General features: G+C 65.0%; 19 protein-coding genes and 1 pseudogene. 9 read left to right on the top strand and 11 right to left on the bottom strand.

Annotated elements, in window-relative coordinates; all coding sequences use genetic code 11:
- Window positions 1–71: 71 nt before the first annotated feature.
- The 3 genes from minE to minC are packed head-to-tail and all read right to left on the bottom strand — an operon-like array spanning window position 72 to window position 1905.
- The gene (minE, locus tag G7Y82_RS03295) at window positions 72–329 is read right to left on the bottom strand and encodes a cell division topological specificity factor MinE (protein WP_168146603.1); all 258 of its coding nucleotides are present in this window, start codon (window positions 327–329) and stop codon (window positions 72–74) included.
- 10 nt (window positions 330–339) lie between these two features.
- Window positions 340–1149, bottom strand: a complete 810-nt coding sequence (gene minD / locus G7Y82_RS03290) for a septum site-determining protein MinD (protein WP_168146602.1) — start codon at window positions 1147–1149, stop codon at window positions 340–342.
- Between the two features lie 45 nt (window positions 1150–1194).
- Window positions 1195–1905, bottom strand: a complete 711-nt coding sequence (minC, locus tag G7Y82_RS03285; protein ID WP_168146601.1) for a septum site-determining protein MinC — start codon at window positions 1903–1905, stop codon at window positions 1195–1197.
- 128 nt (window positions 1906–2033) lie between these two features.
- Between minC and G7Y82_RS03280 the strand changes: the two genes are divergently transcribed.
- Together G7Y82_RS03280 and G7Y82_RS03275 are read left to right on the top strand one after the other, a co-directional pair.
- Window positions 2034–3491 (top strand): circularly permuted type 2 ATP-grasp protein, encoded by a 1458-nt coding sequence (locus G7Y82_RS03280; protein ID WP_168146600.1) that lies wholly within the window; start codon window positions 2034–2036, stop codon window positions 3489–3491.
- Entirely contained in the window at window positions 3492–4487 is a 996-nt protein-coding gene (locus G7Y82_RS03275; RefSeq protein WP_168146599.1) for an alpha-E domain-containing protein, read from the top strand.
- Window positions 4488–4510: 23 nt separating this feature from the next.
- Here the strand turns inward: G7Y82_RS03275 and G7Y82_RS03270 are convergent, their stop codons facing one another.
- Both G7Y82_RS03270 and G7Y82_RS03265 read right to left on the bottom strand, forming a co-directional pair.
- Window positions 4511–5290, bottom strand: a complete 780-nt coding sequence (locus G7Y82_RS03270; protein WP_168146598.1) for a proteasome-type protease — start codon at window positions 5288–5290, stop codon at window positions 4511–4513.
- Window positions 5291–5358: 68 nt separating this feature from the next.
- Window positions 5359–8676, bottom strand: coding sequence for a transglutaminase family protein (locus G7Y82_RS03265; protein ID WP_168146597.1), 3318 nt, complete (start codon window positions 8674–8676; stop codon window positions 5359–5361).
- Between the two features lie 235 nt (window positions 8677–8911).
- Here G7Y82_RS03265 and gcvA point away from each other — a divergent pair, with 235 nt between their 5' ends.
- A complete protein-coding gene (gene gcvA, locus G7Y82_RS03260; protein ID WP_168146596.1) occupies window positions 8912–9907 on the top strand; it encodes a transcriptional regulator GcvA in 996 nt (331 codons plus the stop codon).
- Window positions 9908–9920: 13 nt separating this feature from the next.
- On the opposite strand, the gene G7Y82_RS03255 is transcribed toward gcvA, so the two are convergent.
- From G7Y82_RS03255 to G7Y82_RS03240, 4 genes are all read right to left on the bottom strand, one after another.
- Window positions 9921–10433: a CC0125/CC1285 family lipoprotein gene (locus tag G7Y82_RS03255; protein ID WP_168146595.1), complete on the bottom strand. Its 513-nt coding sequence runs from the start codon at window positions 10431–10433 to the stop codon at window positions 9921–9923.
- A complete protein-coding gene (locus G7Y82_RS03250; protein WP_168146594.1) occupies window positions 10433–10840 on the bottom strand; it encodes a hypothetical protein in 408 nt (135 codons plus the stop codon). Before G7Y82_RS03250 ends, G7Y82_RS03255 begins: the two co-directional genes overlap by 1 nt.
- A gap of 212 nt (window positions 10841–11052) precedes the next feature.
- Entirely contained in the window at window positions 11053–11463 is a 411-nt protein-coding gene (locus G7Y82_RS03245; RefSeq protein ID WP_168146593.1) for a DUF6491 family protein, read from the bottom strand.
- Window positions 11460–12269 carry a DUF3014 domain-containing protein gene (locus G7Y82_RS03240; RefSeq protein ID WP_168146592.1) on the bottom strand — a complete coding sequence of 270 codons (810 nt, stop codon included), beginning with the start codon at window positions 12267–12269 and terminating at the stop codon, window positions 11460–11462. The genes G7Y82_RS03245 and G7Y82_RS03240 overlap by 4 nt, the downstream gene beginning before the upstream one ends.
- A gap of 201 nt (window positions 12270–12470) precedes the next feature.
- Here G7Y82_RS03240 and G7Y82_RS03235 point away from each other — a divergent pair, with 201 nt between their 5' ends.
- On the top strand, window positions 12471–13838 hold the full coding sequence (locus G7Y82_RS03235; RefSeq protein ID WP_366515604.1) for a cytochrome P450: 1368 nt from the start codon (window positions 12471–12473) through the stop codon (window positions 13836–13838).
- Here the strand turns inward: G7Y82_RS03235 and G7Y82_RS03230 are convergent.
- Entirely contained in the window at window positions 13807–14850 is a 1044-nt protein-coding gene (locus tag G7Y82_RS03230) for a lysylphosphatidylglycerol synthase domain-containing protein (protein ID WP_168146590.1), read from the bottom strand. The two genes, G7Y82_RS03235 and G7Y82_RS03230, sit on opposite strands and share 32 nt — an antisense overlap.
- 175 nt (window positions 14851–15025) lie before the next feature.
- Between G7Y82_RS03230 and G7Y82_RS03225 the strand changes: the two genes are divergently transcribed.
- The 5 genes from G7Y82_RS03225 to G7Y82_RS03205 all read left to right on the top strand — a co-directional run bounded on the left by G7Y82_RS03225 (window position 15026) and on the right by G7Y82_RS03205 (window position 20871).
- Entirely contained in the window at window positions 15026–15748 is a 723-nt protein-coding gene (locus tag G7Y82_RS03225; protein ID WP_168146589.1) for a pseudouridine synthase, read from the top strand.
- Window positions 15749–15872: 124 nt separating this feature from the next.
- A complete protein-coding gene (locus tag G7Y82_RS03220) occupies window positions 15873–17858 on the top strand; it encodes a DEAD/DEAH box helicase (protein ID WP_240954062.1) in 1986 nt (661 codons plus the stop codon).
- A 20-nt stretch (window positions 17859–17878) separates the two neighbouring features.
- Window positions 17879–19057 carry a BaiN/RdsA family NAD(P)/FAD-dependent oxidoreductase gene (locus G7Y82_RS03215; RefSeq protein ID WP_168146587.1) on the top strand — a complete coding sequence of 393 codons (1179 nt, stop codon included), beginning with the start codon at window positions 17879–17881 and terminating at the stop codon, window positions 19055–19057.
- 192 nt (window positions 19058–19249) lie between these two features.
- Window positions 19250–20296, top strand: a complete 1047-nt coding sequence (locus G7Y82_RS03210; protein ID WP_168146586.1) for a hypothetical protein — start codon at window positions 19250–19252, stop codon at window positions 20294–20296.
- Entirely contained in the window at window positions 20293–20871 is a 579-nt protein-coding gene (locus G7Y82_RS03205; RefSeq protein ID WP_168146585.1) for a tetratricopeptide repeat protein, read from the top strand. Before G7Y82_RS03210 ends, G7Y82_RS03205 begins: the two co-directional genes overlap by 4 nt.
- Before the next feature lie 333 nt (window positions 20872–21204).
- Here the strand turns inward: G7Y82_RS03205 and G7Y82_RS03200 are convergent.
- Window positions 21205–22101: pseudogene (locus tag G7Y82_RS03200) on the bottom strand (IS3 family transposase); the annotation flags it as partial.
- Between the last annotated feature and the right edge of the window lie 77 nt (window positions 22102–22178).

The raw sequence follows: 22178 nt of genomic DNA, 5'->3' as shown, positions 1-22178 counted from the left end.
CCAGGGCCATCCGCCGCATTCGTTCTAAGCTTATTCCGCCGAGCCGGCCACGATGGGCCGCCGTTGTCGGGTCAGTCCGCTTCCGGCAGCTGGATGTTCATTTCCAGCACTTCCAGGCCGTCCTCGCGCTGCACATTGATCTGCACCGCGTCGTCCGGCACGGTCACGTACTTGCGCACCACGGACAGCAGTTCCTCGCGCAGGCGCGGCAGATAGACCGGACCGTTGGAGCGCCCGTCACGCTGATGCGCAACGACGACCTTGAGCCGCTCCTTGGCCAGCGAGGCGGTGTTCTTCGGTTCGCCACGAAAATATTTGAGCCAATCCATCGCCATCGTCTCAACCTCCGAAGATGCGGCCGAACAGACCTTTCTTCTCGGCGGTGATGAAGCGATGCGGCCTTTCCTCGCCAAGGAAGCGCGCGACGAGGTCGTCGTAGGCACGGCCGGCGTCGGTCTCCTGATTGAGGATGACCGGCGCGCCGGCATTCGACGACGACAGCACCGCCGGCGACTCCGGGATCACGCCGAGCAGCGGGATCGCGAGAATCTCGGTGACGTCGTCGATCGACAGCATTTCGCCCTTTTCGACGCGCATCGGGTTGTAGCGCGTCAGCACCAGGTGCTCCTTGACACGGCCTTCGCCCTTCTCGACGTGCTGGGTCTTGCTCGACAGCAGGCCGAGCACGCGATCCGAATCGCGGACGCTGGAGACTTCTGGATTGGTGACGACCAGCGCCTCGTCGGCGTAGTACATCGCCAGATGCGCACCACGTTCGATCCCGGCGGGTGAATCGCAGACGATGTAGTCGAATTCCTTGGCCAGTTCCTCGAGCACGCGGCCGACACCTTCCTCGGTCAGCGCGTCCTTGTCGCGGGTCTGGCTGGCGGCCAGGATGTAGAGCTTGTCGTGCGTCTTGTCCTTGATCAACGCCTGGCGCAGGTTGGCCTCGCCGTTGATCACATTGACGAAGTCGAACACCACGCGGCGCTCGCAGCCCATGATCAGATCGAGATTGCGCAGGCCGACGTCGAAATCGATGACGACGGTCTTGTGGCCGCGCATCGCCAGGCCGGTCGAGAACGACGCACTGGTCGTGGTCTTGCCGACGCCGCCCTTGCCCGAAGTCACTACGACGATTTTTGCCACGGATAATCCCTGATGAAAGTTTGAAGTCCCGGTACGCGCAAACGCTTACCAGTCCAGAGGTTCAATCTTTAGTTTGCCATCGACCAGCACGACCTGCGCGGGCTTGCCGCGCAGGTCGCCTTGCATCTGTTCGGCCACGGCGTAAACGCCGGCCACCGCGACCAGCTCGGCCTCGAAGCGCCGGCAGAAGATGCGGGCACTGGTATCGCCGCGCGCACCGGCGATCGCCCGGCCACGCAAGGTGCCGTAGAGATGGACGCAGCCGTCGGCCACCACTTCGGCGCCGGGGCTGACGGTCGAGGTCACGACCAGATCGCCGTCGGCGGCATAGATCTGCTGACCGGAGCGCACCGGATCGTTGACGACACGCGTCGGCACGCGCTGCGCCGCCACAGGCGGTGGCGGTGGGGGTGGCGGCGCAGCGGCGGCCGGGGCCGCAGGCGCCGGGCGTGAACGCGTCGCGCCGGTATCGGGCGGCAGCACCGCCAGACCAAGCTCGCGTGCCGCGTCGGCCAGCGGCCCATCGACGACGCCAAGCGGCTGCATGCCGACTTCGCGCAGCGCCGCCAGCACGCCGTCGAGCGGCAGCGGCGCGTCGGCTTCGAGCACGATCGGCATGCCGATCACGGCCTGCGGCATCTGCCGCGCGAAGTCGCGCAGTTGGGCGGTAATGGCGGCGAGGTCGGCATCGACGACGCGGGCTCGCGTCAGCGACAGCATCCGACCCTTGAATTCCAGCGCGTTGTTTGGCGTCATGAGCAGGCGAAGCAGGTTCTCGAAATTTTACACCGTTCGCCGAATCGATTCGCCGGTCGGGCCAGATTTCCCTTGGCTCGCGTTTTGCGATAAACGGGGGACAAGAATGCCCCCAAACGAACAGGCACATGGCGATCGACTGGAGCGACTACCGCTGTAAAGGATTTCACGACGAACTTTTCGTCGGGCCCGGCGCGGCGCGGCCCGCGGCGCAGCACCTGGTGGACTACCTCGGCAGCCTGAATACGACCGAGCTGGCGGAGCGGCGCCTCGCCGCCGAACTGGCGATCAAGGTGATGGGCATCACATTCACGGTCTACTCGGAGGGCCGCAATGTCGACCGCTCGTGGCCATTCGACATCATCCCGCGCACCATCGCCAAGACCGAATGGCAGAGGACCGATGCCGGCCTGCAGCAACGGGTGCGCGCGCTGAATCACTTCATTCAGGACATCTACGGTAAGCAGCAGATCGTCAAGGACGGCATTTTTCCGGCCGAGCTGCTCGCCGAATCGGCGAACTTCCGCAAGCAGTGCATCGGCATGAAGCCGCGCGGTGGCATCTGGGCCCACATCTGCGGCAGCGATCTGGTCCGCGACGTCGACGGCACCCTCTACGTGCTCGAAGACAATTTGCGCGTGCCCAGCGGCGTCAGCTACATGGTCGAGAACCGCCAGGTGACCAAGCGCGTGTTCCCTGAACTGTTCCAGACCAGCACCATCCTGCCGGTCGACGACTACCCGGCGCAGCTCTACGACATGCTGGCGTCGATGTCGCCGCGCCTCGGCGACACGCCGACGATTGCGGTGATGACGCCCGGCATCTTCAACTCGGCGTACTTCGAACACTCGTGGCTCGCGCAGCAGATGGGCGTCGAACTGGTCGAAGGCCAGGATCTGTTCGTCGGCGACGACGACTGCGTCTACATGCGCACCGTCTACGGTCCGCGCCGCGTCGACGTGATCTATCGCCGTGTCGACGATCTGTTCCTTGACCCGGAAGTCTTTCATCCGGACTCCATCCTCGGCGTGCGCGGCCTGATGCGGGCCTGGCTCAAGGGCAAGGTCGCGCTGGTCAATGCGCCGGGCGCCGGCGTCGCCGACGACAAGGTCGTCTACGCCTTCGTGCCGAAGATGATCCGTTACTATCTTGGTGAGGACGCCATTCTGCCGAACGTGCCAAGCTATCTGTGCATGTTCGACGACGACCGCAAATACGTGCTCGACCACCTCGACGAGCTGGTCGTCAAGCCGGCCAACGAATCCGGCGGCTACGGCATGATGATCGGCCCGCGCGCGTCCAAGAAGGAACGCGAGACCTTCCGCAAACTCATCACCGCCAACCCCCGCAACTACATGGCCCAGCCGACGCTGTCGCTGTCGACCGCGCCGACCATGACCGACGCCGGCGACATCGAGCCGCGTCACCTGGATCTGCGGCCGTTCATCCTGTCGCGCGCCGACAGTGTCTATGTCACCACCGGCGGCCTGACCCGCGTGGCGATGACCAAGGGCTCGCTGGTCGTCAACAGCTCGCAGGGCGGCGGCGCCAAGGACACCTGGATCGTCGACCTGGAGGCCGCGTAAATGCTCTCCCGCGTTGCCGAAAACCTGTACTGGCTGGGCCGTTACATCGTCCGCGCCGAGAACACCGCGCGCCTGATCAGCGTCCACTCGCATCTGCTGCTCGATCTGCCGCGCGGCATGACGCTGGGCTGGTCGCCGCTGATCGACATCCTCGGCGCCAACGAAGCCTTCGTCGAACGCTTCGGCGGGGACGGCGCGTTGTCGGAAGCCAATGTCGTCCGCTTCCTGATCACCGACACCGAAAACCGCAGCTCGGTCGCCGCGTCGATCGCCGCCGCCCGCGAGATCCTGCGCATCGTCCGCGACTCGACGCCGCGCGACGCCTGGGAACACCTCAACGCGACGCACCTGTTCCTGCAGGAACGCGGCGAACGCCACCTGCCGCGCGCGCAGCGCCAGACGGGTCTCGACCGGGTCATCGACACCATGCTGATGATGCGCGGCATCCTCGGCGCCAACATGAGCCACGACGTCGGCTACCAGTTCATGCGCATCGGCATGAACATCGAGCAGGCCGACATGACGACGCGCATCGTCGACGTGCGCACTGTCGACCTGATCCAGTCGAGGTCCAGCGACGAATTGCAGCCGTTCCAGCACATCCAATGGATGAGCGTGCTGCGCTCGCTGACGGCGTTGCAGGCCTATCGGCGCCACGAGAAGATCCGCGTCAGCGGCCCGGCCGTGCTGCGTTTCCTGTTGCAGGACCGCGGCTTTCCGCGCTCGGTGCTGTACGGCCTCAACGCCGTCAGCTATGCCCTGCCGCGGCTGCCGGCCTATCGCGGCAGCGAACGCTCGATCGACCGTGTGCGCGCACTGATTCAGGATGCCAACTTCGAGCGCCTGCTCGAGCGCGGCCTGCACGAATGGATCGACGAGATCCAGATCGGCATCGGCGCCATCCACGAAGCACTGACGCTCAGCTATTTCAAGCCCGGCGAGCCGCCGCCACCGGCACAGGGCAGCGGCGTACAAACGCAAACCATGACGGCCTGAAAGAGGCCGTTGTGATCACCCGCTCAGGCGGCGGGCGCCTCGTCATCGAGCAGGTTGCCCTGCACCGGCGGCGCTTCCCAGTCGAACTTCGGCAGGTTGCGGAATGACGCGGCCAGCTGCCGCCCCCAGGCATCGCGAATGCGCGCGAACAACGGCGTGTCGATATCGAGGCGCAGTTTGTGTGTGACCTGCAACGCGTCCTTCGGCACCACGGCCAGATCGATCGGCGGGCCGACCGAGATGTTCGAACGCATTGTCGAGTCGATCGACACCAGCGCGCAGCGCGCCGCATCCTCAAGCGACACTTCCGGCTTGATCACGCGGTCGAGGATCGGCTTGCCGTACTTGTGCTCGCCGATCTGCAGAAACGGCGTTTCCGGCGAGGACGCGATGCAGTTCCCTTCCGGATAAATCATGTAAATGCTCGGCTCCTCGCCCTGAATCTGGCCACCGAGAATGAAGGTCGTCCGCAGATCGACGCTGCTGTACTGTGTCTGCGACGAGACGGTCTTCTGCGCATTCACCGACAGCATGCCGACGTATTCGGCAGCGTCGTACATATAGCGCGCCAGACGCAGACTCATCGGCACGATGGGCTCGTCAAGGTCGCGGCGGATCTGCGCAATAACCGCCTGCGTGGTGGCCAGATTGCCGGCCGACAGCAACACGAACACCCGGTCGCCCGGGAATTCGAAGACATGTACCTTGTTGTAGGTACGCACGTCATCGACGCCGGCACTGGTTCGCGTATCGCCCGCGAAGATCAGGCCGTCGTTCACCTTGATGGCACAGCAGTACGTCATGTTCCGGGTCTGCCTGAGACGATGACCTTGATTAGGGGGCGCAAGTGTAGGGACGCGCGATCACGACGTCACGTGCGCCGCAGATCGAGCGTGCACGGGAAGTCGACATTCGGCGCTTCCGGTCGCAGGGCGTAGCCGCCGGGCGTATGCCCGACCGCCTCGAAACGGGCGATCCGCCGCGCCTCGGCCTCAAACGCATTGACCGGGAACGTATCGTAATTGCGGCCGGCCGGATGCGCGACATGGTAAGTGCAACCGGCCACCGCCCGCTGATTCCAGCGGTCGTAGAGATCGAAAACCAGCGGCGTGTGAGCGCCGATCGTCGGATGCAGGCAGGCGTATGGTCGCCACGCGCGGTAGCGCACCCCGGCGACGTACTCGCCGTTGGTGCCGGTCGCGCGCAGCGGCAGCTCGCGGCCGTTGCAGCTGATCGCGTAGCGCCCTGGCGTCAGATTCTTTGCCTTGACCTGCAGCCGCTCCAGCGACGAGTCGACGAAGCGCGTCGTGCCGCCGGCACCGGGCTCCTCGCCAAGCACCGGCCACGGCTCCAGCGCATGCCGGACCTCGAACTCGATGTCACCGTATTGCACCGCGCCGTGGCGCGGGAAGCGGAACTCGAAATGCGGCGCAAACCAGTCGAGGTCGAAGGCAAAGCCGGCACGGTTGAGGTCGGCGACGATCTCGGCAAGATCCCGCCAATTGTCGTGCGGCAGCATCCAGCGGTCATGCAGTGCCGTGCCCCAGCGCACCAGCGGCCGGGTGTAGGGCTCGCGCCAGAACCAGGCGATCAGTGAGCGCACCAGCAGCTGCTGGACCAGGCTCATGCGCGCGTGCGGCGGCATCTCGAAACCGCGAAATTCGACGAGGCCGAGGCGCCCGGTCGGGCTGTCCGGCGAGTACAGCTTGTCGATGCAAATCTCGGCGCGATGCGTATTGCCGGTCAAGTCGACCAGCAGGTTGCGCAAGGTCCGGTCGACGATCCACAGCGGCGCGACGGCACCCTTGGCCGGTAGCTGCGACAGCGCCAGTTCCATCTCGTAGATCTGCGTGTCGCGCGCTTCGTCGACGCGCGGATGCTGCGAGGTCGGGCCGATGAACAGGCCCGAGAACAGGTAGGACAGCGCCGGGTGGTTCTGCCAGTAGCGAACGATGCTGCCGAGCACGTCGGGCCGCCGCAGGAACGGCGAATCCTCGGTGCGCGCACCGCCGACGACGACGTGGTTGCCGCCGCCGGTACCGACCGCGCGGCCGTCGATCAGGAATTTCTCGGTCGACAGTCGCGACTGGAACGCCGCCTCGTACAGCGTCATCGTGTTGTCGCGCAGCTCGTGCCAGGAGCGCGCCGGCTGCACGTTGACCTCGATGACGCCGGGGTCCGGCGTGATCTTGAGGATCTCCAGGCGCGGATCACTGGGCGGTGCATAGCCTTCGAGGCGCACCGGCAGCTGCAGCTCGGCAGCGACGTCCTCGATCGCGGCAACCAGATCAAGGAAATCCTCAGTGCGGCCCACCGGCGGCATGAAGACATTGATCCAGCCGTCGCGCGGCTCCACCGTCAGCGCAGTGCGCACGTGCATGCCGTTGAGGAAGCGGCTGCTGGTGCGCTGCGGCGGGTGCTCCGGACGCCAGGTCTGCTCGCCCTCGCGCGGACGGCGCAGGTGCTGGCCGCGCATCTGCAGGAACGGCTGACGACGCGGATCGACGTTCGGCAGCTCGGCCGGCACCGCCAGTGGGTCGATCGGATAGCTGACCGGCACACCGCCGGCCGGCGCATGCGGCAGTGATTCGAGCGGCAGACGCAGGCCGATCGGCGAATCGCCCGGCACCAGGAACAGCTTGCCGGTGCGCAGCAGCCAGCGTTCGCTCATCCAGCGCGCGGCGGCCTGCCAGCGCTGCACCGGCAGCACAAAACCGCGCGGCGCGCCGAGACCCCGCTCGAACACCTGACTCAGCCGCGCGCGCTCCTCGGGGTCGCGCAGGCGGTTGTCGGTCGGGTCGAGATTGATCGGCAGCTTGCGCTCGCGAACCATGTAATGCAGCGCGTCTTCATACGCCTCCATCACGTTGCGCGGGTCGAGCTCCAGGCGAGCGGTCAGGCCGACCGTGAAGTCACGCGCCTGCTGCTGGGTCGGCGAGCGGCCGGCCAGCGGCTTGACCACCGGCGAGCGCCACAACGGCTGACCATCGCGGCGCCAGTACAGGGTGTAGACCCAGCGCGGCAGCGATTCGCCCGGATACCACTTGCCCTGGCCATAGGTCAGCAGCCCCTGCGGGGCATAGTGCTCGCGCAGGCGCAGCGCCAGATCGAAGGCGCGGTTGGACTTGGTCGGGCCGACCGCCGAGGTGTTCCACTCCTCGCCCTGTGGATCATCGACGGCGACGAAGGTCGGCTCGCCCCCCATCGTCAAACGCACGTCGTCGGCCTGCAGTTGCGCATCGACCTGCTCGCCGAGTGCGTCGACCGCCTGCCACTGTTCCTCGGTATACGGCTTGGTGACGCGCGGCGTCTCGAACACGCGCGATACGCGCATCTCGTGGCCGAACTCGACTTCGCAGGGGTCGACCGCGCCGGTGATCGGCGCCGCCGACGACGGTTCCGGTGTCGCACTCAGCGGAATATGGCCCTCGCCGGCGAACAGGCCAGACGTCGGGTCGAGGCCGAGCCAGCCGGCACCGGGGATATAGACCTCGGCCCAGGCGTGCAGGTCGGTAAAGTCGACATCGGTGCCGGACGGCCCTTCGAGGGGCTTGACGTCTGCCTTGAGCTGAATCAGGTAGCCGGACACGAAACGCGCGGCAAAGCCCAGATGCCGAAGGATCTGCACGAGCAGCCACGACGAGTCGCGGCACGAACCCGAGCACAGGTCCAGCGTCTGCTCCGGGGTCTGCACACCCGGCTCCATGCGGATCAGGTAGCTGATCTTCTGCTGCAGTTCGCGATTGATCGAGGCTATGAAATCGACGGTGCCAGCCGCCTCGCGCGGAATCGTCTTCAGATATTTGGCGAGCCGCGCGCCGGCCGGCTGCGGCTTCATATAGGGGCGCAGCTCGTCCTGCAGCGTCTCGTCGTACTCGAACGGAAACGCCTCGGCGTAAGACTCGACAAAGAAGTCGAATGGATTGATGACCGCGAGGTTGGCGACAAGATCGACCGTGACCTCGAACGACGTCACCGTCTCGGGGAAGACGACGCGCGCCTGCCAGTTCCCGAACGGGTCCTGCTGCCAGTTCAGGAAATGCGGCTCCGGCTCGACCTTCAGCGAATAGCTGAGCACCTGCGTGCGCGAATGCGGCGCCGGCCGCAAACGAATGAGCTGTGGCGACAGCGTCACACGCCGGTCATAACGGTAGGCCGTCTTGTGATACAGCGCAGCGTGAATGGACATGGGAGCCTGATTTCGTTCGGCGATTCTCTGGCAAAAGCAATGCCAGAGCCTGTATCAAAGCCGGGGTCTGGAGGGTGGTCATTTTGCGTATATTCGCCGATCTCGTGACGGGGTTCCTTTGCAGCGTCGTGATGATCCGTCATCATTCACGCCCTGCCGCAACGGCGTGGTGCTTGCTTCGCCGGTAGCGCCGCACCTCCATTTCTTCGATTCCGGTCACCAATCAACCGCTGTCATGCGTCTGCCGCCGCTCAACGCGCTCCGTGCCTTCGAAGCCGCCGCCCGCCACTCCAGCGTGCACAAGGCGGCACAGGAGCTTTATGTGACACCGGCGGCGATCAGCCACCAGATCAAGGCGCTGGAAGAGTATCTGGGCGTGATGCTGTTCAAGCGGACGCCACGCCGCATCACGCTGACCCCGGCCGGCGAGGCCTGCCTGCCGAAGCTGACGGCCGCCTTCGCGCAAATGGCCGACGCCGTCGCCGCCGCCCAGCAACAGATTCATACCGGCCGCGTGATGGTCAGCGTGGCCCCCGCCCTGGCCGCCAAGTGGCTGATCCCCAAGCTTGCCAAGTTTCGCGACCTGCACGGCGACATCGACCTGCGCATCTCGGCACGGCAAACCATGGTCGACCGCGTGCGCGGCGAACTCGATGCCGGCAGCAATCTGCTCGAAGGCGGCGACGTGGCGATCCGCCTCGGCGAGGGCCATTACCCGGGCCATGTCTCGCACAAGCTGTTCACGTCGTATTCGCTGCCGATCTGCAGCCCCAAGCTGCTCGAAGGCCCGACGCCGCTGCGCACGCCCGACGATCTGCGCCATCACACGCTGCTGCATTACGAAAGCGACATCGCGCTGGCCGACGTCGGTCGGCCGACCTGGGCTTCATGGTTGAAGGCTGCAGGCGTGCGCGGCATCAACACGCGCCGCGGTCCCACATTCAATCATGTCGCGCTGGCACTGCAGGCCGCCGCCGACGGACTCGGCGTGGTGCTCGGCGTGCCGATCATGGCCAGCGAGGAAATCGCCGACGGCACGTTGGTCGCGCCATTCGATCTGGCACTACCGACCGGCGGCTCGTACTACCTGCTGCATACCGAGGCCGCCGAACGCGAACCGTCGATCATGGCATTTCGCGACTGGGTGCTGTCCGAGGCACGCAGCGAACCGTGGGCAGAGCCGAAGCAGATCGGCTCGGCGCCGCTGCTCGACGGCGAAACCGGCAGTTGATGGCGCTGCAACGCTAGCCGCCCACCGCTGCCGGCCGCTGGATCAGCGGTTCAAGATTCTGGCGTACCGCGCGCGCGTCATAGGCACGGGTGTCGTCCTGCGGCTTCTTGCCCTTGGCGACGACGATATCGGCCTGCGCGGTGTATTCGATCTTGTCGCCGCTGTCGGTCGACGTGCCGACGCCGACCCCCAGCCCGCTGTGCGAACCGAATCCGAAGCCGCCGAGGCCGATGCTGAGCCCACCGCCGGATTTGGGCCGCGCACTTGTCGAGCTGTTGGTCATGCGGAAGTAATCATTGCCGGTCGACAGCGTCAGCTCGGCGGCGCGGTACAGCAGATAGTTCTCGACGGTCTGCCGCGGCGTCACGCTGCTACCGGTGAAACTGAGGTGGTAGCGGTTCGGCTCGATGCGCTGTTCGCGATAGCCGAAATCACCTTTACCGGCCAGCTGATATGGCGTGGTCGTCGCGCAGGCCGCCAGCAGCAGCGCCATCGGTAACGACAGCCATCTCCCATACTTGCTCATCACAGCTCTCCTCGAAAGGTCGGCAACCGCGCCAGCAGCGCCTGCGCCGCACGTGGCGCCCACAAGCCTGGCGCCGTAAAACAGATGGACTCATGCCCACCGGCGGCGTGAGCGGCGGCCGTCTCGACCAGACCGTCGAGCGCGCTGGCCGTACAAACCTCCGGCTCGCTTTCGTCGCGGGCATTGGACCGTCCGTAGACAAACCCGGCGGCGCCCGGGTCCGCAGCGGCCGGTGCGGCGTGGCCATGCACCACCCGCACTATGACACGCCGGCTCAGCAGTTCGACGAGCCGGGGATCGCGATGTAGCGGGTGCCCGGCGTCGACCACGTGCCGCAGCGACCGGTCGTCATGCCCCGGCAGCCGATCCAGAAGCGCCGAACAGTCCGGCGCATCAAATTGGTGCATCAATAAAAGCTGCCACAGCAGCGACCCCAGGGCGTGCCGAGCGCTACTGCACTACCACAACGTAACGTCCGGACTGCATCCTGCGCTTCGGCCACATGCCCGCGGTGCATCACGAAACGCGGCACCTTGATAGAAGCCGCCCCGCCACGGCGCATGGTTCCAGTCGCTGCCGACCCGCGACGTCACTTCATACTCGATGACGGCGCGCCGGCTCAGCTTTTCTTGATCTTGTTCAGCTTGTTGAGCTTGGTGATCGGGCACCGATCGGTAAAGCCATTGTCATGCACGATGAGCTTGTCGAACTTCGACAGCTGCGAATTGGTCGACGTGAAGCCGATGCGCATCGCGTACTCCAGGCCCTGGCACGGCGTCATCACCGTGACCATGTAATTGCGCGACGGGCCGGCGTTGAAGACCACGTGCTCGTCATCGATGCGATTCCAGCCGTCGACTTCCCACTGCATGATGCCGTCGACCTCGTCCCCGAGCTGGAACCCGCGCTCGGCCAGCTCCTGGTCCAGGGTCTTCTTCGGCTTGCCGCCGTCGGCCGGCTGCGTAGCGCAGCCGGCTGCAGCGAGGGTCAGCAACAGGGCGGTACTGATCGACAGCGTGCTGGTTTTCATTGGGGGCTTCCGGTCTTGCTGGGCTGCTTCGACCCGGCAATGACCGCAGCACGGATCTCGCGCAACTTCGCCTTGACCGTCTTTTCACCGTCCGGACCAAGGCGTATCAACATCTTCTGACCGAAGGACAGGTCTTCCAGTTCCGGATCGGCGAACTTGTAACGCACGCTGGGCTGGACCAGGCTGATCGCGCCATCGACCACCGGCGTCGCCAGCAGATGATCGAGGATGTGCACGAGACGGGTGTTGAAGTAGTGCCCGCCGTAGCCGAGGTTCTCGTAAGCGCGCTGAAACAGCGGGTAGTAGCGGAAGTAGAACGCCACCAACAGCTTGGCGTCGACCGCGCGCACCACCGCCAGATACGGCGCATACCGCTTGGCGTTGTCGGGGTTGAGCAGCAGGGTGCCGCTGTCGGGATCCTTCGACACCTCCGGCTGGCTCTTCAACGCCCGTACCGGCCACTGCGCCGGCTCCAGACCGTCACGGTCGAGGCTGTCGATGAAAGCGACCCAGCGCGCGATGATCTGGTGCGGGATCAGCAACGAATCGATCGGCGCCTTGCCGGCCAGCGATTGCAGTTCGCCGCGCACCGCGCTGTCGCTGTCGTTCAAGGCCGGCAGCGACGGGGCCTTCTGCGTGTCGTCGTCGCTGGGCGCCGGCACCGGGTACTGCGGCTCGGTCTTGGCGGCCGGTGCCGGAGGCGGCGCGGTTTGCGCAACCGGTGCCGGAGCCGGCGGTGGCTGTGACGGCGGACCGTAGTGATACCAGGCAATGGCGCCGATGCCGATGATTACGAGTATGCCCACGACAAATCCGACAGCCTTGTTCATCGATGTCACTCCTCTGGATGGGTGGCAATTTGCAGGCAGTGTCCCACGATGCGGCGCGTTCGTCTCGCCCCGCCCGCCGGCGGCCTCCCCCGCTTGGATGAGTCGGCTGTGCAGGCCCTCTGTTACAACGAATCAGACCTGAAGGCTGGCATGCCCGCCTCGTGCCAAGGACGAAACGTGACGACCGCAACACAGACCCTCGAACTTCGTGAAACGCCGGCAATCCGCGGCCTGCCCTATCTCGGCAGCGCCCTTGGCATGGCCAAGGATCCGGCGCAGTTCTTCGTGCAGTGCTACCGCAAATATGGCCCGGTCGTGCGCCTGTCGATGCTCGGCAAGCCGTATGTGCTGATCGCCGGCGTCGAAGCCGCGACCTTCATGGGCACGCGCGAAGGCAAGGACTGCCTGCGCTCCAAGGAATTCTGGTCCGGTCTGGTCGCCGAATACGGCGCCACGCGCACGCTGACCGGCGAGGATGGCGAGACGCACAAGCAACTGCGTGACGTGATGCGCAGCGGCTATTCCAAGGAATCGATCAAGGGGCGCTACAACGAGATCGTCGACATCACCGACCGCTCGTTCGAACGCGACTGGCCGATCGGCAGCATGGTGCCGGTCGTGCAGGCCATGCAGTACATGGTCACCGACCAGCTCGGCACCATCCTCACCGGTGCCGCACCGCTCGAATACGTGCAGGACATCCGCATCACCATCCTGCACATCCTCAATGTGCTGGTCACGCGCCAGCGGCCGAAATTCCTGCTCAAGCGGCCGGTCTACAAGAAGGCGAAGGCCCGCGTCGTCGAACTCGGCGAGCAGATGATCAAGGACGCCCGCGCGCGCTACGACAAGACCGCGCCCGAGGATCGCAACTTGATCGACGACATCATGGCCGCACACATCGAGCATCCGGACGTGATGCCCGCCAGCGACCTGATCGTGTCGCTGACCGGTCCCTACGTCGCCGGCCTCGACACCGTTGCCAACACCACCGCGGCGATCACCTATACCGTGCTCAAGCATCCGGACGTGCTGCGCCGCGTGCACGAGGAAGTCGACGCGCTGTTCGCCGACGGCACCATCGAAGAGGCCGATCTGCTCAAGCGCATTCCGTCGCTGCAGGGCGCCATCATGGAAACGATGCGCCTCTACCCGATCGCCGTCGCGCAGATGCGCACGGCGACGCGCGACTTCGTCTTCGAGGGCCATCAGATTCGCGAAGGCGAGATGCTCTACGTCGGCACCTCGGTGCCGCACTTCATGAGCGAGTACTGGCCGCATCCGGAAAAATTCGACATCGACCGCTACGCCAAGCCGCGCGCCGAACATCTCAAGCCCGGCGTCTACTCACCGTTCGGCCGTGGCCCGCATACCTGTCTGGGCAAGAGCCTGGCGGAAGTACAGATCGCGCTGACGATGGCACGGCTGTTCTACAAACTCGATCTCGAGCTCGAAACGCCGGACTACACCCTGAAGACCAAGACCGCGCCGACACCGGGCCCGGCGATGGATTTCAAGGTGCGCGTGAAAGGGCTTCGCCACTGACGCGTGGCTGCGGTCGCGTAGCGTTGCGCGCGGCAGCCTTGCGCTGACGCCGCTCGCGATGCGCGCCGCCGCGGCGGCCGCGCATCTCGATCCACAGATACAGCGCGATCGCGATCGCCAGCGGCCCGAAGTAATAAAAGACCCGGAACGCGAGCAGCGCCGCGATCAGGCGATGCTGCGACACGTCGCCGCCGAGCAGCGCGACGAACACGGCTTCCAGCACGCCGAGCCCGCCCGGCACATGCGTCATTGCGCCGGCGACGCTGCTCAGCAGGAACACGGCGAGCACCGTGCCGAAGCCGACCGAATCCGGCAGCAGCACCCAGATCGTCGCGGCAATCGCCAGCCAGTTCAGCGACGACGCAGCCACCTGTGTGAGCGCCAGCGGCCACGACGGCAGACTGAATTCGGTGCCTCGCAAGGTCCAGACCTTGTTCTGCGCAAACGCGCACAGCGCCAGATAGACGGCCAATAGCAGCAACAGGCCACCGCCAACCAGCTGCAGGCCGATCGTGCCGATCTCCCAGCCTTTCGGCAGCTCGACGAGGCGGCCGATGAAGACGATGCCGCCCAGCAGAAAGTAGCCACTCCAGTTGGTGATCATGCTGGTCGCGACGATGCGTGCGATGTTCTTGGCGTCGACGCCGGAACGCGAATACAAGCGATAGCGAAAGCCGACGCTGCCGATCAGCGCACCGAGGTTGAGATTGAAGGCATAGCTGACGATGGCGATCTCGAACTGGCGCAGCTTCGGCACCTGCCTGGTGTAGATGCGCGCGAACCAGTCGAAGCTGGCGTAGATCGCGTAGCTGGCCGCCGCGAACGCGGCGGCTAGCGCCAGCACCGTCCCCGGCATGTCGCGCAGCGATGTCAGCACCTTGTGCCAGTCGACCGCATGCGCCCTCGACACCACCAGCCAGACCACCAAGCCGATGAAGCCGACCGTCACCAGTCGATTCAGCCAGCTCAACCATCCGCGGCGTGTCGCCGTGCGCTTCGCGTTCCCGTCCATGGTCTCTCGCGTTGTCGTGAACCGGCACGACCGAGCGGCCGTCCTGACCGCACCCGCCGCGATGCTTCATCGTCGCGCGACGTCGTGAACGCGTGCTGAAAACCGCTGGCGCAGCGCCCGCCGCGCCATTACGATCGCGCATCGCGGACGCTCGGACCGCTTCGACAGGCCGGCCATGCGGCTGAACAAGTACATCAGTGAGACCGGACTTTGTTCGCGGCGCGAAGCCGATGCGCTGATCGCCGCCGGCCGTGTGACGATCAACGGCCAACCGGTCGAGCTCGGCCAGCAGGTCGGCGAAGGCGACAAGGTCTGCGTCGACGGCAAACCGGCGCGGGGCCGGGTGCAAGGCGCCGAACACGTCACGCGGCGCGTCTACATCGCGCTCAACAAACCGGTCGGCATCACCTGCACGACCGAGCGCCACGTCGCCGGCAACATCGTCGACTTCGTCGGCCACCGCGAGCGCATCTTTCCGATCGGCCGTCTCGACAAGGACTCCGAAGGTCTGATCCTGCTGACCAGCAATGGCGACATCGTCAACGAGATTCTGCGCACCGAAAATCGCCACGAGAAGGAATACATCGTCACCATCGACCGCCCGGTAACGGCCGAATTCGTCGCCGGCATGGCGCGCGGCGTGCGCCTGCCCACGCTCGACACGACGACGCTGCCGTGCCGCGTCGAGAAGATCGGCGGCAACACCTTCCGCATCGTGCTGACGCAGGGCCTGAACCGGCAGATCCGGCGCATGTGCGAGGTGTTCGGCTGCAAGGTCCGGCGTCTGCAGCGCGTGCGCATCATCGACCTGCGGCTCGGCACGCTGAAGCCCGGGCAGTGGCGCGACCTGACCGCCGACGAGCTGCGTCGCCTGCTGCCACAGCGCACGATCTGGTGATTTGGTGGCGCTTGCCGCTATGGTGAGCACTGTTCCGGCGGCAAACAGGTAGAATCCCGCCCCTTTTGGGACCGCCTGCCAGGTTCCGCCGGCCGCTGTCCCCAGCGGTCCACCGAGAATGTCGATGTCCGATGAATCCGCCACGCCCGTCGAAACCAGCCTGAGTTTCCGGGATCTCGCGCTGCGACCCGAGGTGCTCGCCGCGCTCGATGCGGTCGGCTACGAAACTCCCTCGCCGATCCAGGCGCAGACCATCCCGCAGCTGCTCGACGGCCATGACGTGCTCGGCATGGCGCAGACCGGCACCGGCAAGACCGCCGCCTTTGCGCTGCCGGTGCTGTCGCGCATCGAGCTGGTGAAGCGACCGCCGCAGGCCCTGGTGCTGGCGCCGACCCGCGAGCTGGCGATTCAGGTTGCCGAAGCGTTCCAGCGCTACGCCGCCAATCTGCCGGGCTTCCACGTGCTGCCGATCTACGGCGGCCAGGCCTACGGCCCACAGCTGGCGGCGCTGCGCCGCGGCCCGCAGGTCATCGTCGGCACGCCGGGCCGTATGCTCGACCATCTCAAGCGCGGCACGCTGGACCTGTCGGAAGTGCGCTATCTGGTGCTCGACGAAGCCGACGAAATGCTGAAGATGGGCTTCGTCGAAGACATCGAGGCGATCCTGCAGGCGACGCCGGACTCGCGTCAGGTGGCGCTGTTCTCGGCGACCATGCCGCCGCCGATCCGGCGCATCGCGCAGACCTATCTGCACGAGCCGGTCGAAGTGCGCATCGCGGCGAAGACCACCACCGCAGCCAATGTGCGCCAACGCTACTGGCTGGTGGCGGGCGTCAACAAGCTCGACGCGCTGACGCGCATCCTCGAGGCCGAGAGCTTCGACGGCATGATCGTCTTCGTCCGCACCAAGGCCGAGACCGTCGAACTCGCCGACCGCCTGATGGCGCGCGGCTTCACCGCCGCGGCGCTGAACGGCGACATGGAACAGAAGGCACGCGAGCGTGTGATCGCCAAGCTCAAGAGCGAGGAGATCGACATCGTCGTCGCCACCGACATCGCCGCGCGCGGCATCGACGTCGAGCGCGTCAGCCACGTCGTCAATTACGACATCCCGACCGACCCGGAATCCTATGTGCATCGCATCGGCCGCACCGGTCGCGCCGGTCGCTCGGGTGAGGCGATCCTGTTCGTCGCGCCGCGCGAGCGCCACCTGCTGCGCCTGATCGAGCGCGTCACGCGCCAACCGGTGACGCCGATGGAGCTGCCGAGCGCCGCCACCGTCAACGAGCAGCGCCTGTCGCGGTTCAAGCAGAAGATCACCGAAGCGCTGGCCGGCGACGGCCTCGACCCGTTCCGCCAATTGGTCGCCGAATACGAGCAGGAACAGGGCGTACCGGCACTGGAGATCGCCGCCGCGCTCGGCCGCCTGCTGCAGGGCGATACGCCGCTGCTGCTCGACGCCCGCCCGCCGCCACCGCCCGCCGATCCGTTCACGCGGCAGTCGTCGCCGCGCGGCAACGCGCGCCCGCGACGCGAGGACTTCGCGCCGGCCGCGTTCCGCCGCCCCGATACGCTGGCGACAACGACCGCCGAGGCCGCGCGCGAATCGCCGCGCCCGCCCAAGCGCGAGCGTCCGGCGCGCAGCGAGCCGGAAGCCGGCATGCAGACCTACCGCATCGCCGTCGGCTACGCGCATCAGGTCAAGCCGGGCAATATCGTCGGCGCCATCGCCAATGAAGCCGGGCTCGACAGCCAGCACATCGGCCGCGTCGAAATCTTCGACGACTACAGCCTCGTCGACCTGCCGGAAGGCATGCCGAAGAACATCTTCCGCGATCTGCAGAAAGTCTGGGTCTGCGGTCAGCAGTTGCGCATCGCCCCGGCCAGCGACGAAGACGCGGCAGCGCGCGCGAGCAAGCCGGTCTTCGCCAAGAAGCCGTTCGACAAGCGTCCGTCGGACAAGAAAAGCTTCGAATCCAAAGGCGGCGGCTTCAAGAAGCCAGGCTTCGTCAAGAAGGCCGACGGCAAACCGGGCTTCAAGAAGGGCGGTGGCTTTGGCAAGCCCGGCGTCGGCGGCGGCCGACCGGGCGGCAAGCCCAAGCGCGGCTGAGCCGCGCCTGATCCGCGGGCGTGGATTACGACGTCATCATCATCGGCGGCGGTGCCGCCGGTCTGATGTGCGCCGCCACCGCCGGTGCCCGCGGCCGTCGGGTCCTGGTGATCGAGCGCGCCAACCGCATCGGCAAGAAGATCCTGATGTCCGGCGGCGGACGCTGCAATTTCACCAACCTCGATGTTGCCGCGCGCCACTATCTGTCGGCCAATCCGCATTTCTGCAAGTCGGCGCTGGCGCGCTATACGCCGGCCGACTTCATCGCGCTGGTCGAACGTCACGGCATCGCCTATCACGAAAAGGAACTCGGCCAGCTGTTCTGCGACGAGTCGGCCAAGCAGATCGTGCGCCTGCTGCAGACCGAATGTGACGCCGCCGGCGTGCGCATCGAGGTCGATTGCGAAGCCACGGCGGTCGAACATGACGATGACGGATTCCGGCTGACGACCTCGAAGCTCGGTACGCTGCGTTGCGCGTCGCTGGTCGTCGCCAGCGGCGGCCTGTCGGTGCCCAGCCTCGGCGGCAGCGGCTACGGCTATCAGCTCGCCCGCCAGTTCGGCCACACCGTGCTGCCGACTCGCGCCGGTCTGGTGCCGCTGACACTCGGCGGCACACATCTCGACGACTTCGCCGAGCTGTCCGGTCTGGCCTTGCCGGCCGAAACCCGCTGCGGCAAGACGGCGTTTCGCGCCGGCCTGCTGTTCACCCATCGCGGCCTGTCCGGGCCCGCGATCCTGCAGATTTCGTCGTACTGGCACATCCGGGACGCCCTCGCCATCGACTGGCTGCCCGATCTCGACGCGCACGACTATCTCGCCGAACAGCAGCAGGCCCATCCGAACGCCGAGCTGCGCACCGCCCTGTCCGCAGTGCTGCCGACGCGCTTCGCGCAACGCCTCTGCGAGCGCTGGCTCGGCAGCAAGCCGATGAAGCAATACCGCCCCGCCGAGTTGCGCGAACTCGCCGCGCGCCTGCACGACTGGCCAATCGTCGCCAGCGGCACCGAAGGCTATCGCACCGCCGAAGTCACGCTCGGCGGCGTCGACACCCGCGAACTGTCGTCGTCGACCATGGCGTCGCGCAAGCTGCCGGGGCTGTATTTCATCGGCGAGGTCGTCGACGTGACCGGCTGGCTCGGCGGCTACAACTTCCAGTGGGCCTGGGCATCCGGCCACGCCGCCGGCGAAGTCGCCTGACGCGCCATTGGAAGACGCCGACCAACGCGGCGCTCCCAAACTACTGTTATTGATGCACTACAGGGCGTCGCTTGAGTACCGAACGCATTTGGCAATGCGCTGGGCAACTCCATCGTAGGGGCGCTCGATCAACAAGACTTCGACAACCGGCTCGACAGCCTGAGTGCGGGCGCCAAGCAGGCCTACGACAGCGTGCTGCAACGCGGCTACACGCCGCAGCAGGCGCTGACGTATGCACAGGACTATCAGGGAATTGAACAGCCGCTAGGCTCCCCATCGTCTTCGAACGCCGCGAGTTTCACGCCGTTGGCGGCAGGCGACTTTGCGACGCCGTCCATCGACGTGAACGGTCTGGTTAGCGACGTAGCGGGCTTGCAGCTCGACATTTCACCGGAAACGTTGCGGAGTAATGATGAGGTTGCGAGCTTGAATGCGGTGCAGGCGGCAGGAACTTCGATTCCATTCTCACCCGATTTGCCCTCGATGGATGGCGCGTTAATGTTTGGCGCCAAGGGGCCGGATGGAAAATTCAGCCTGCCGTCGGACAATCAAGTGGCGCGTGGCATGGCAGCTGCGGAACAGTCACGACGAGATGCTTTGTATCAGATGACAGGTGGTGCAGAGATGAGCGCCACTGTTAGCCAATGGACTTACGATCCGGTCGGCGCGGCGCTGGGCGCCACGGTCGGGGACATCGCAGCCCTAGGCACCAGTCTTTTCCGAGACGACGGCCTGACTGTGAACCCGTTCACGGGTCGAGAGCTTACGCCGGAAGAATTCTTCAACGCGAAGTTTGACCTTCTAACGATTTGCGCTGCAGAAGCGACAGCGGCACTTCGCGTGGCTGGGAATCTTCCGGAGACAGTGTCAGTTTTCCGAAAAATGTCTGCCGCTGAGGCGGCTGAGACTCTTGAAACGCTAAGTCTTCAGACGCCGATCGCAGGCGCCAATTCGAGTAAATACCTTTCCGAATCTTTGTCGAAGGTGGAGGCTTTCCAGAACAGGGGGGTGGCAGCAGATACGCGACAGGAGGTTTTGGAATTCGTCCTTAAGCGCGACGGCTATCAAGACCTCATGGCATCTTCAGTGAACCAAGTAGGGTCGAGAGGCGTCGATGCCGTAAAGTACAACTTCGAGGGGATTTCGGACCCCGCGCTGAGAAACATTGGCGTCCCTGCCTCTAAACTTGAAGAGTTTAATAACCTCATTTTGAAAATTAAGAAGCTATCAAACCCATGATGAATTCTGAGCAAGCCAAGGCCACTCGTGATTCGATCACGAGCCTCTTTGCCTCTGGGCGTATGGGCGAAGGTTTGAAGATGCTTGATGAAAAAGGCGCTGATTTGCCGGCACACGTGAGACTTGAGTGTCAAGGTAATTTGCATTTCTATCGGCGCGATCTTCAAACAGCTACTCATCGTTACGAAACGGCAATTGGCCTTGCTCCCGACTACCAAATCGCGCGGTATCATTATTTGGTTGGGACGCAGGACGAGAAGCGGCAGCAATTTGTCGATGCTTTTAAGCGGTACCAAGCGGCGATTGAAGCCGAGCCGACCTTCATCGACGCTTACGTTGAGCTAGGCGGTTTGCTCGTCAAAGTGGGGGACCTGGAGGGCGCCAGGACATGCTATCAGGATGCTGCTCGCTTGGCGCCAAACGACATTGCCAACCTGCATAATTTGAAAGCGGTGCTGAGAAAGCTTGCATCTGTCGAGCCAGCAAAATGGGAAAAGGATTTGCTTCGTGTTGAAGAAGCGTACGACCGTGCCGTGAAACTTGGGCAGGCTCTGCCTCCACAGAATCAGTGGTAGAGATCAGGGTTAATCTACTAACGCCCCGCCGACGGCGGCCGATGCGGCGAGCCAGCTGGCGGGCGAAGCGCTGGGCCTGCAGGATGGGTTTTCATGGGGTGGCGTTGCCGCGGGCGCGCTGAGCAGCGCGATCGGTAGCGGTCTGGGCGCCGTGGTCCGCGCGGGCACGCTGGGCGAACTCCTGTCGAGCGGCTATGCACAGGCCGCCACATCCAGTGCCTTGAACCAGGGCATTGGCGTGGCGCTGGGTCTACAGAGCCACTTCAGCTGGTCGGCGGTGGCCGGTGCCTCGGCGGCCGCGGCACTGGGCAACACGGAACAATTCCAGGGGTTCTACCCCGTAGTCACGGACGGTTTGGAAAGAGCTGAAAATTTCTGATCCTGCTTGGCGACTCTACGTCGCATTCTGGGGTTATGGAACCGCTCGATGTAGTGAAACAGATCGGCCTTGGCGATATCGAGCGTCGCGTATCGGGTCTTGTTGACGCGCTCGCGCTTGAGCGTACCGAAGAAGCCTTCACAGGCAGCGTTGTCGCCGCAGTGACCGACGGCGCTCATCGAGCACAGCAAGGTGTTCTGCGCCAGATAGCGTTGGTAGTCGTCACTACGAAACTGACCGCCACGATCCGAATGCAGAATCACCGACCAGCCGCCTCGGCGCTGCCAGATCGCCATCTCCACGGCACGGATCACCATCTGACGATCCTGCCGATGGTGCATCGACCAGCCGATCACCAGCTTGCTGAACAGATCGAGGACCACGCATAGATACAGTTTGCCCTCGTCGGCCGCGATCTCGGTGATGTCTGTCACCCACTTGGTTTCGGGCTCCAGCGCCGTGAAATCGCGCTCCAGCAGATTGCGCACGCCAGGTAGCGGCAGGTTGGGCTTGGCGCGCTGGCCTCGCCGTTTCTTCCGAGGCCAACCTTGCAGGCCATCGCGCGCCATCAGTCGCGCGACGCGATTCAAGCTGGCGGTTTCGCCTTCCTCGGCTAGATCCTCGTGCATCCGCGGCGCGCCCAAGATGCCGCGGCTGTCCTCGTGCAGCGCACGAATACGCGCCAGCAGCCGATTGTTATCGAGCTGGCGTGCGCTCGGCTGGCGGCCGCTCCAGCCGTAGTAGCCACTCGGCGAAACCTGAAGGCAGCGGCACATCAGGCGGATCGGAAACTCATCGCGGCAACGTTCGATCACCTGATATCTCAGGACGATCCCTTGGCGAAGAACGTCGCGGTGGGTTCAACCGGTCGTTGCAACACATTGGTTGAAATGCTCTGCGGGTGAAAGATAGCGCAGTGTCTTCCTCG

The sequence above is a fragment of the Solimonas marina genome, from assembly GCF_012241385.1.
Classification (GTDB): domain Bacteria; phylum Pseudomonadota; class Gammaproteobacteria; order Nevskiales; family Nevskiaceae; genus Solimonas; species Solimonas marina.
The sequence above is the reverse complement of the archived record's forward strand: the minus strand, read 5'-3'. Positions and strand labels throughout refer to the sequence as shown.

What these genes read in the sequence shown, in the direction of transcription:
- G7Y82_RS03225 (WP_168146589.1), top strand. Translation starts at nt 15,026, where the DNA reads ATGCGGCTGAACAAGTACATCAGTGAGACCGGACTTTGTTCGCGGCGC.
- minE (WP_168146603.1), bottom strand. Translation starts at nt 329, where the DNA reads ATGGATTGGCTCAAATATTTTCGTGGCGAACCGAAGAACACCGCCTCG.
- G7Y82_RS03280 (WP_168146600.1), top strand. Translation starts at nt 2,034, where the DNA reads ATGGCGATCGACTGGAGCGACTACCGCTGTAAAGGATTTCACGACGAA.
- G7Y82_RS03220 (WP_240954062.1), top strand. Translation starts at nt 15,873, where the DNA reads ATGTCCGATGAATCCGCCACGCCCGTCGAAACCAGCCTGAGTTTCCGG.
- G7Y82_RS03245 (WP_168146593.1), bottom strand. Translation starts at nt 11,463, where the DNA reads ATGAAAACCAGCACGCTGTCGATCAGTACCGCCCTGTTGCTGACCCTC.
- G7Y82_RS03255 (WP_168146595.1), bottom strand. Translation starts at nt 10,433, where the DNA reads ATGAGCAAGTATGGGAGATGGCTGTCGTTACCGATGGCGCTGCTGCTG.
- gcvA (WP_168146596.1), top strand. Translation starts at nt 8,912, where the DNA reads ATGCGTCTGCCGCCGCTCAACGCGCTCCGTGCCTTCGAAGCCGCCGCC.
- G7Y82_RS03250 (WP_168146594.1), bottom strand. Translation starts at nt 10,840, where the DNA reads ATGCACCAATTTGATGCGCCGGACTGTTCGGCGCTTCTGGATCGGCTG.
- G7Y82_RS03205 (WP_168146585.1), top strand. Translation starts at nt 20,293, where the DNA reads ATGATGAATTCTGAGCAAGCCAAGGCCACTCGTGATTCGATCACGAGC.
- G7Y82_RS03270 (WP_168146598.1), bottom strand. Translation starts at nt 5,290, where the DNA reads ATGACGTACTGCTGTGCCATCAAGGTGAACGACGGCCTGATCTTCGCG.
- minC (WP_168146601.1), bottom strand. Translation starts at nt 1,905, where the DNA reads ATGACGCCAAACAACGCGCTGGAATTCAAGGGTCGGATGCTGTCGCTG.
- G7Y82_RS03265 (WP_168146597.1), bottom strand. Translation starts at nt 8,676, where the DNA reads ATGTCCATTCACGCTGCGCTGTATCACAAGACGGCCTACCGTTATGAC.
- G7Y82_RS03275 (WP_168146599.1), top strand. Translation starts at nt 3,492, where the DNA reads ATGCTCTCCCGCGTTGCCGAAAACCTGTACTGGCTGGGCCGTTACATC.
- G7Y82_RS03230 (WP_168146590.1), bottom strand. Translation starts at nt 14,850, where the DNA reads ATGGACGGGAACGCGAAGCGCACGGCGACACGCCGCGGATGGTTGAGC.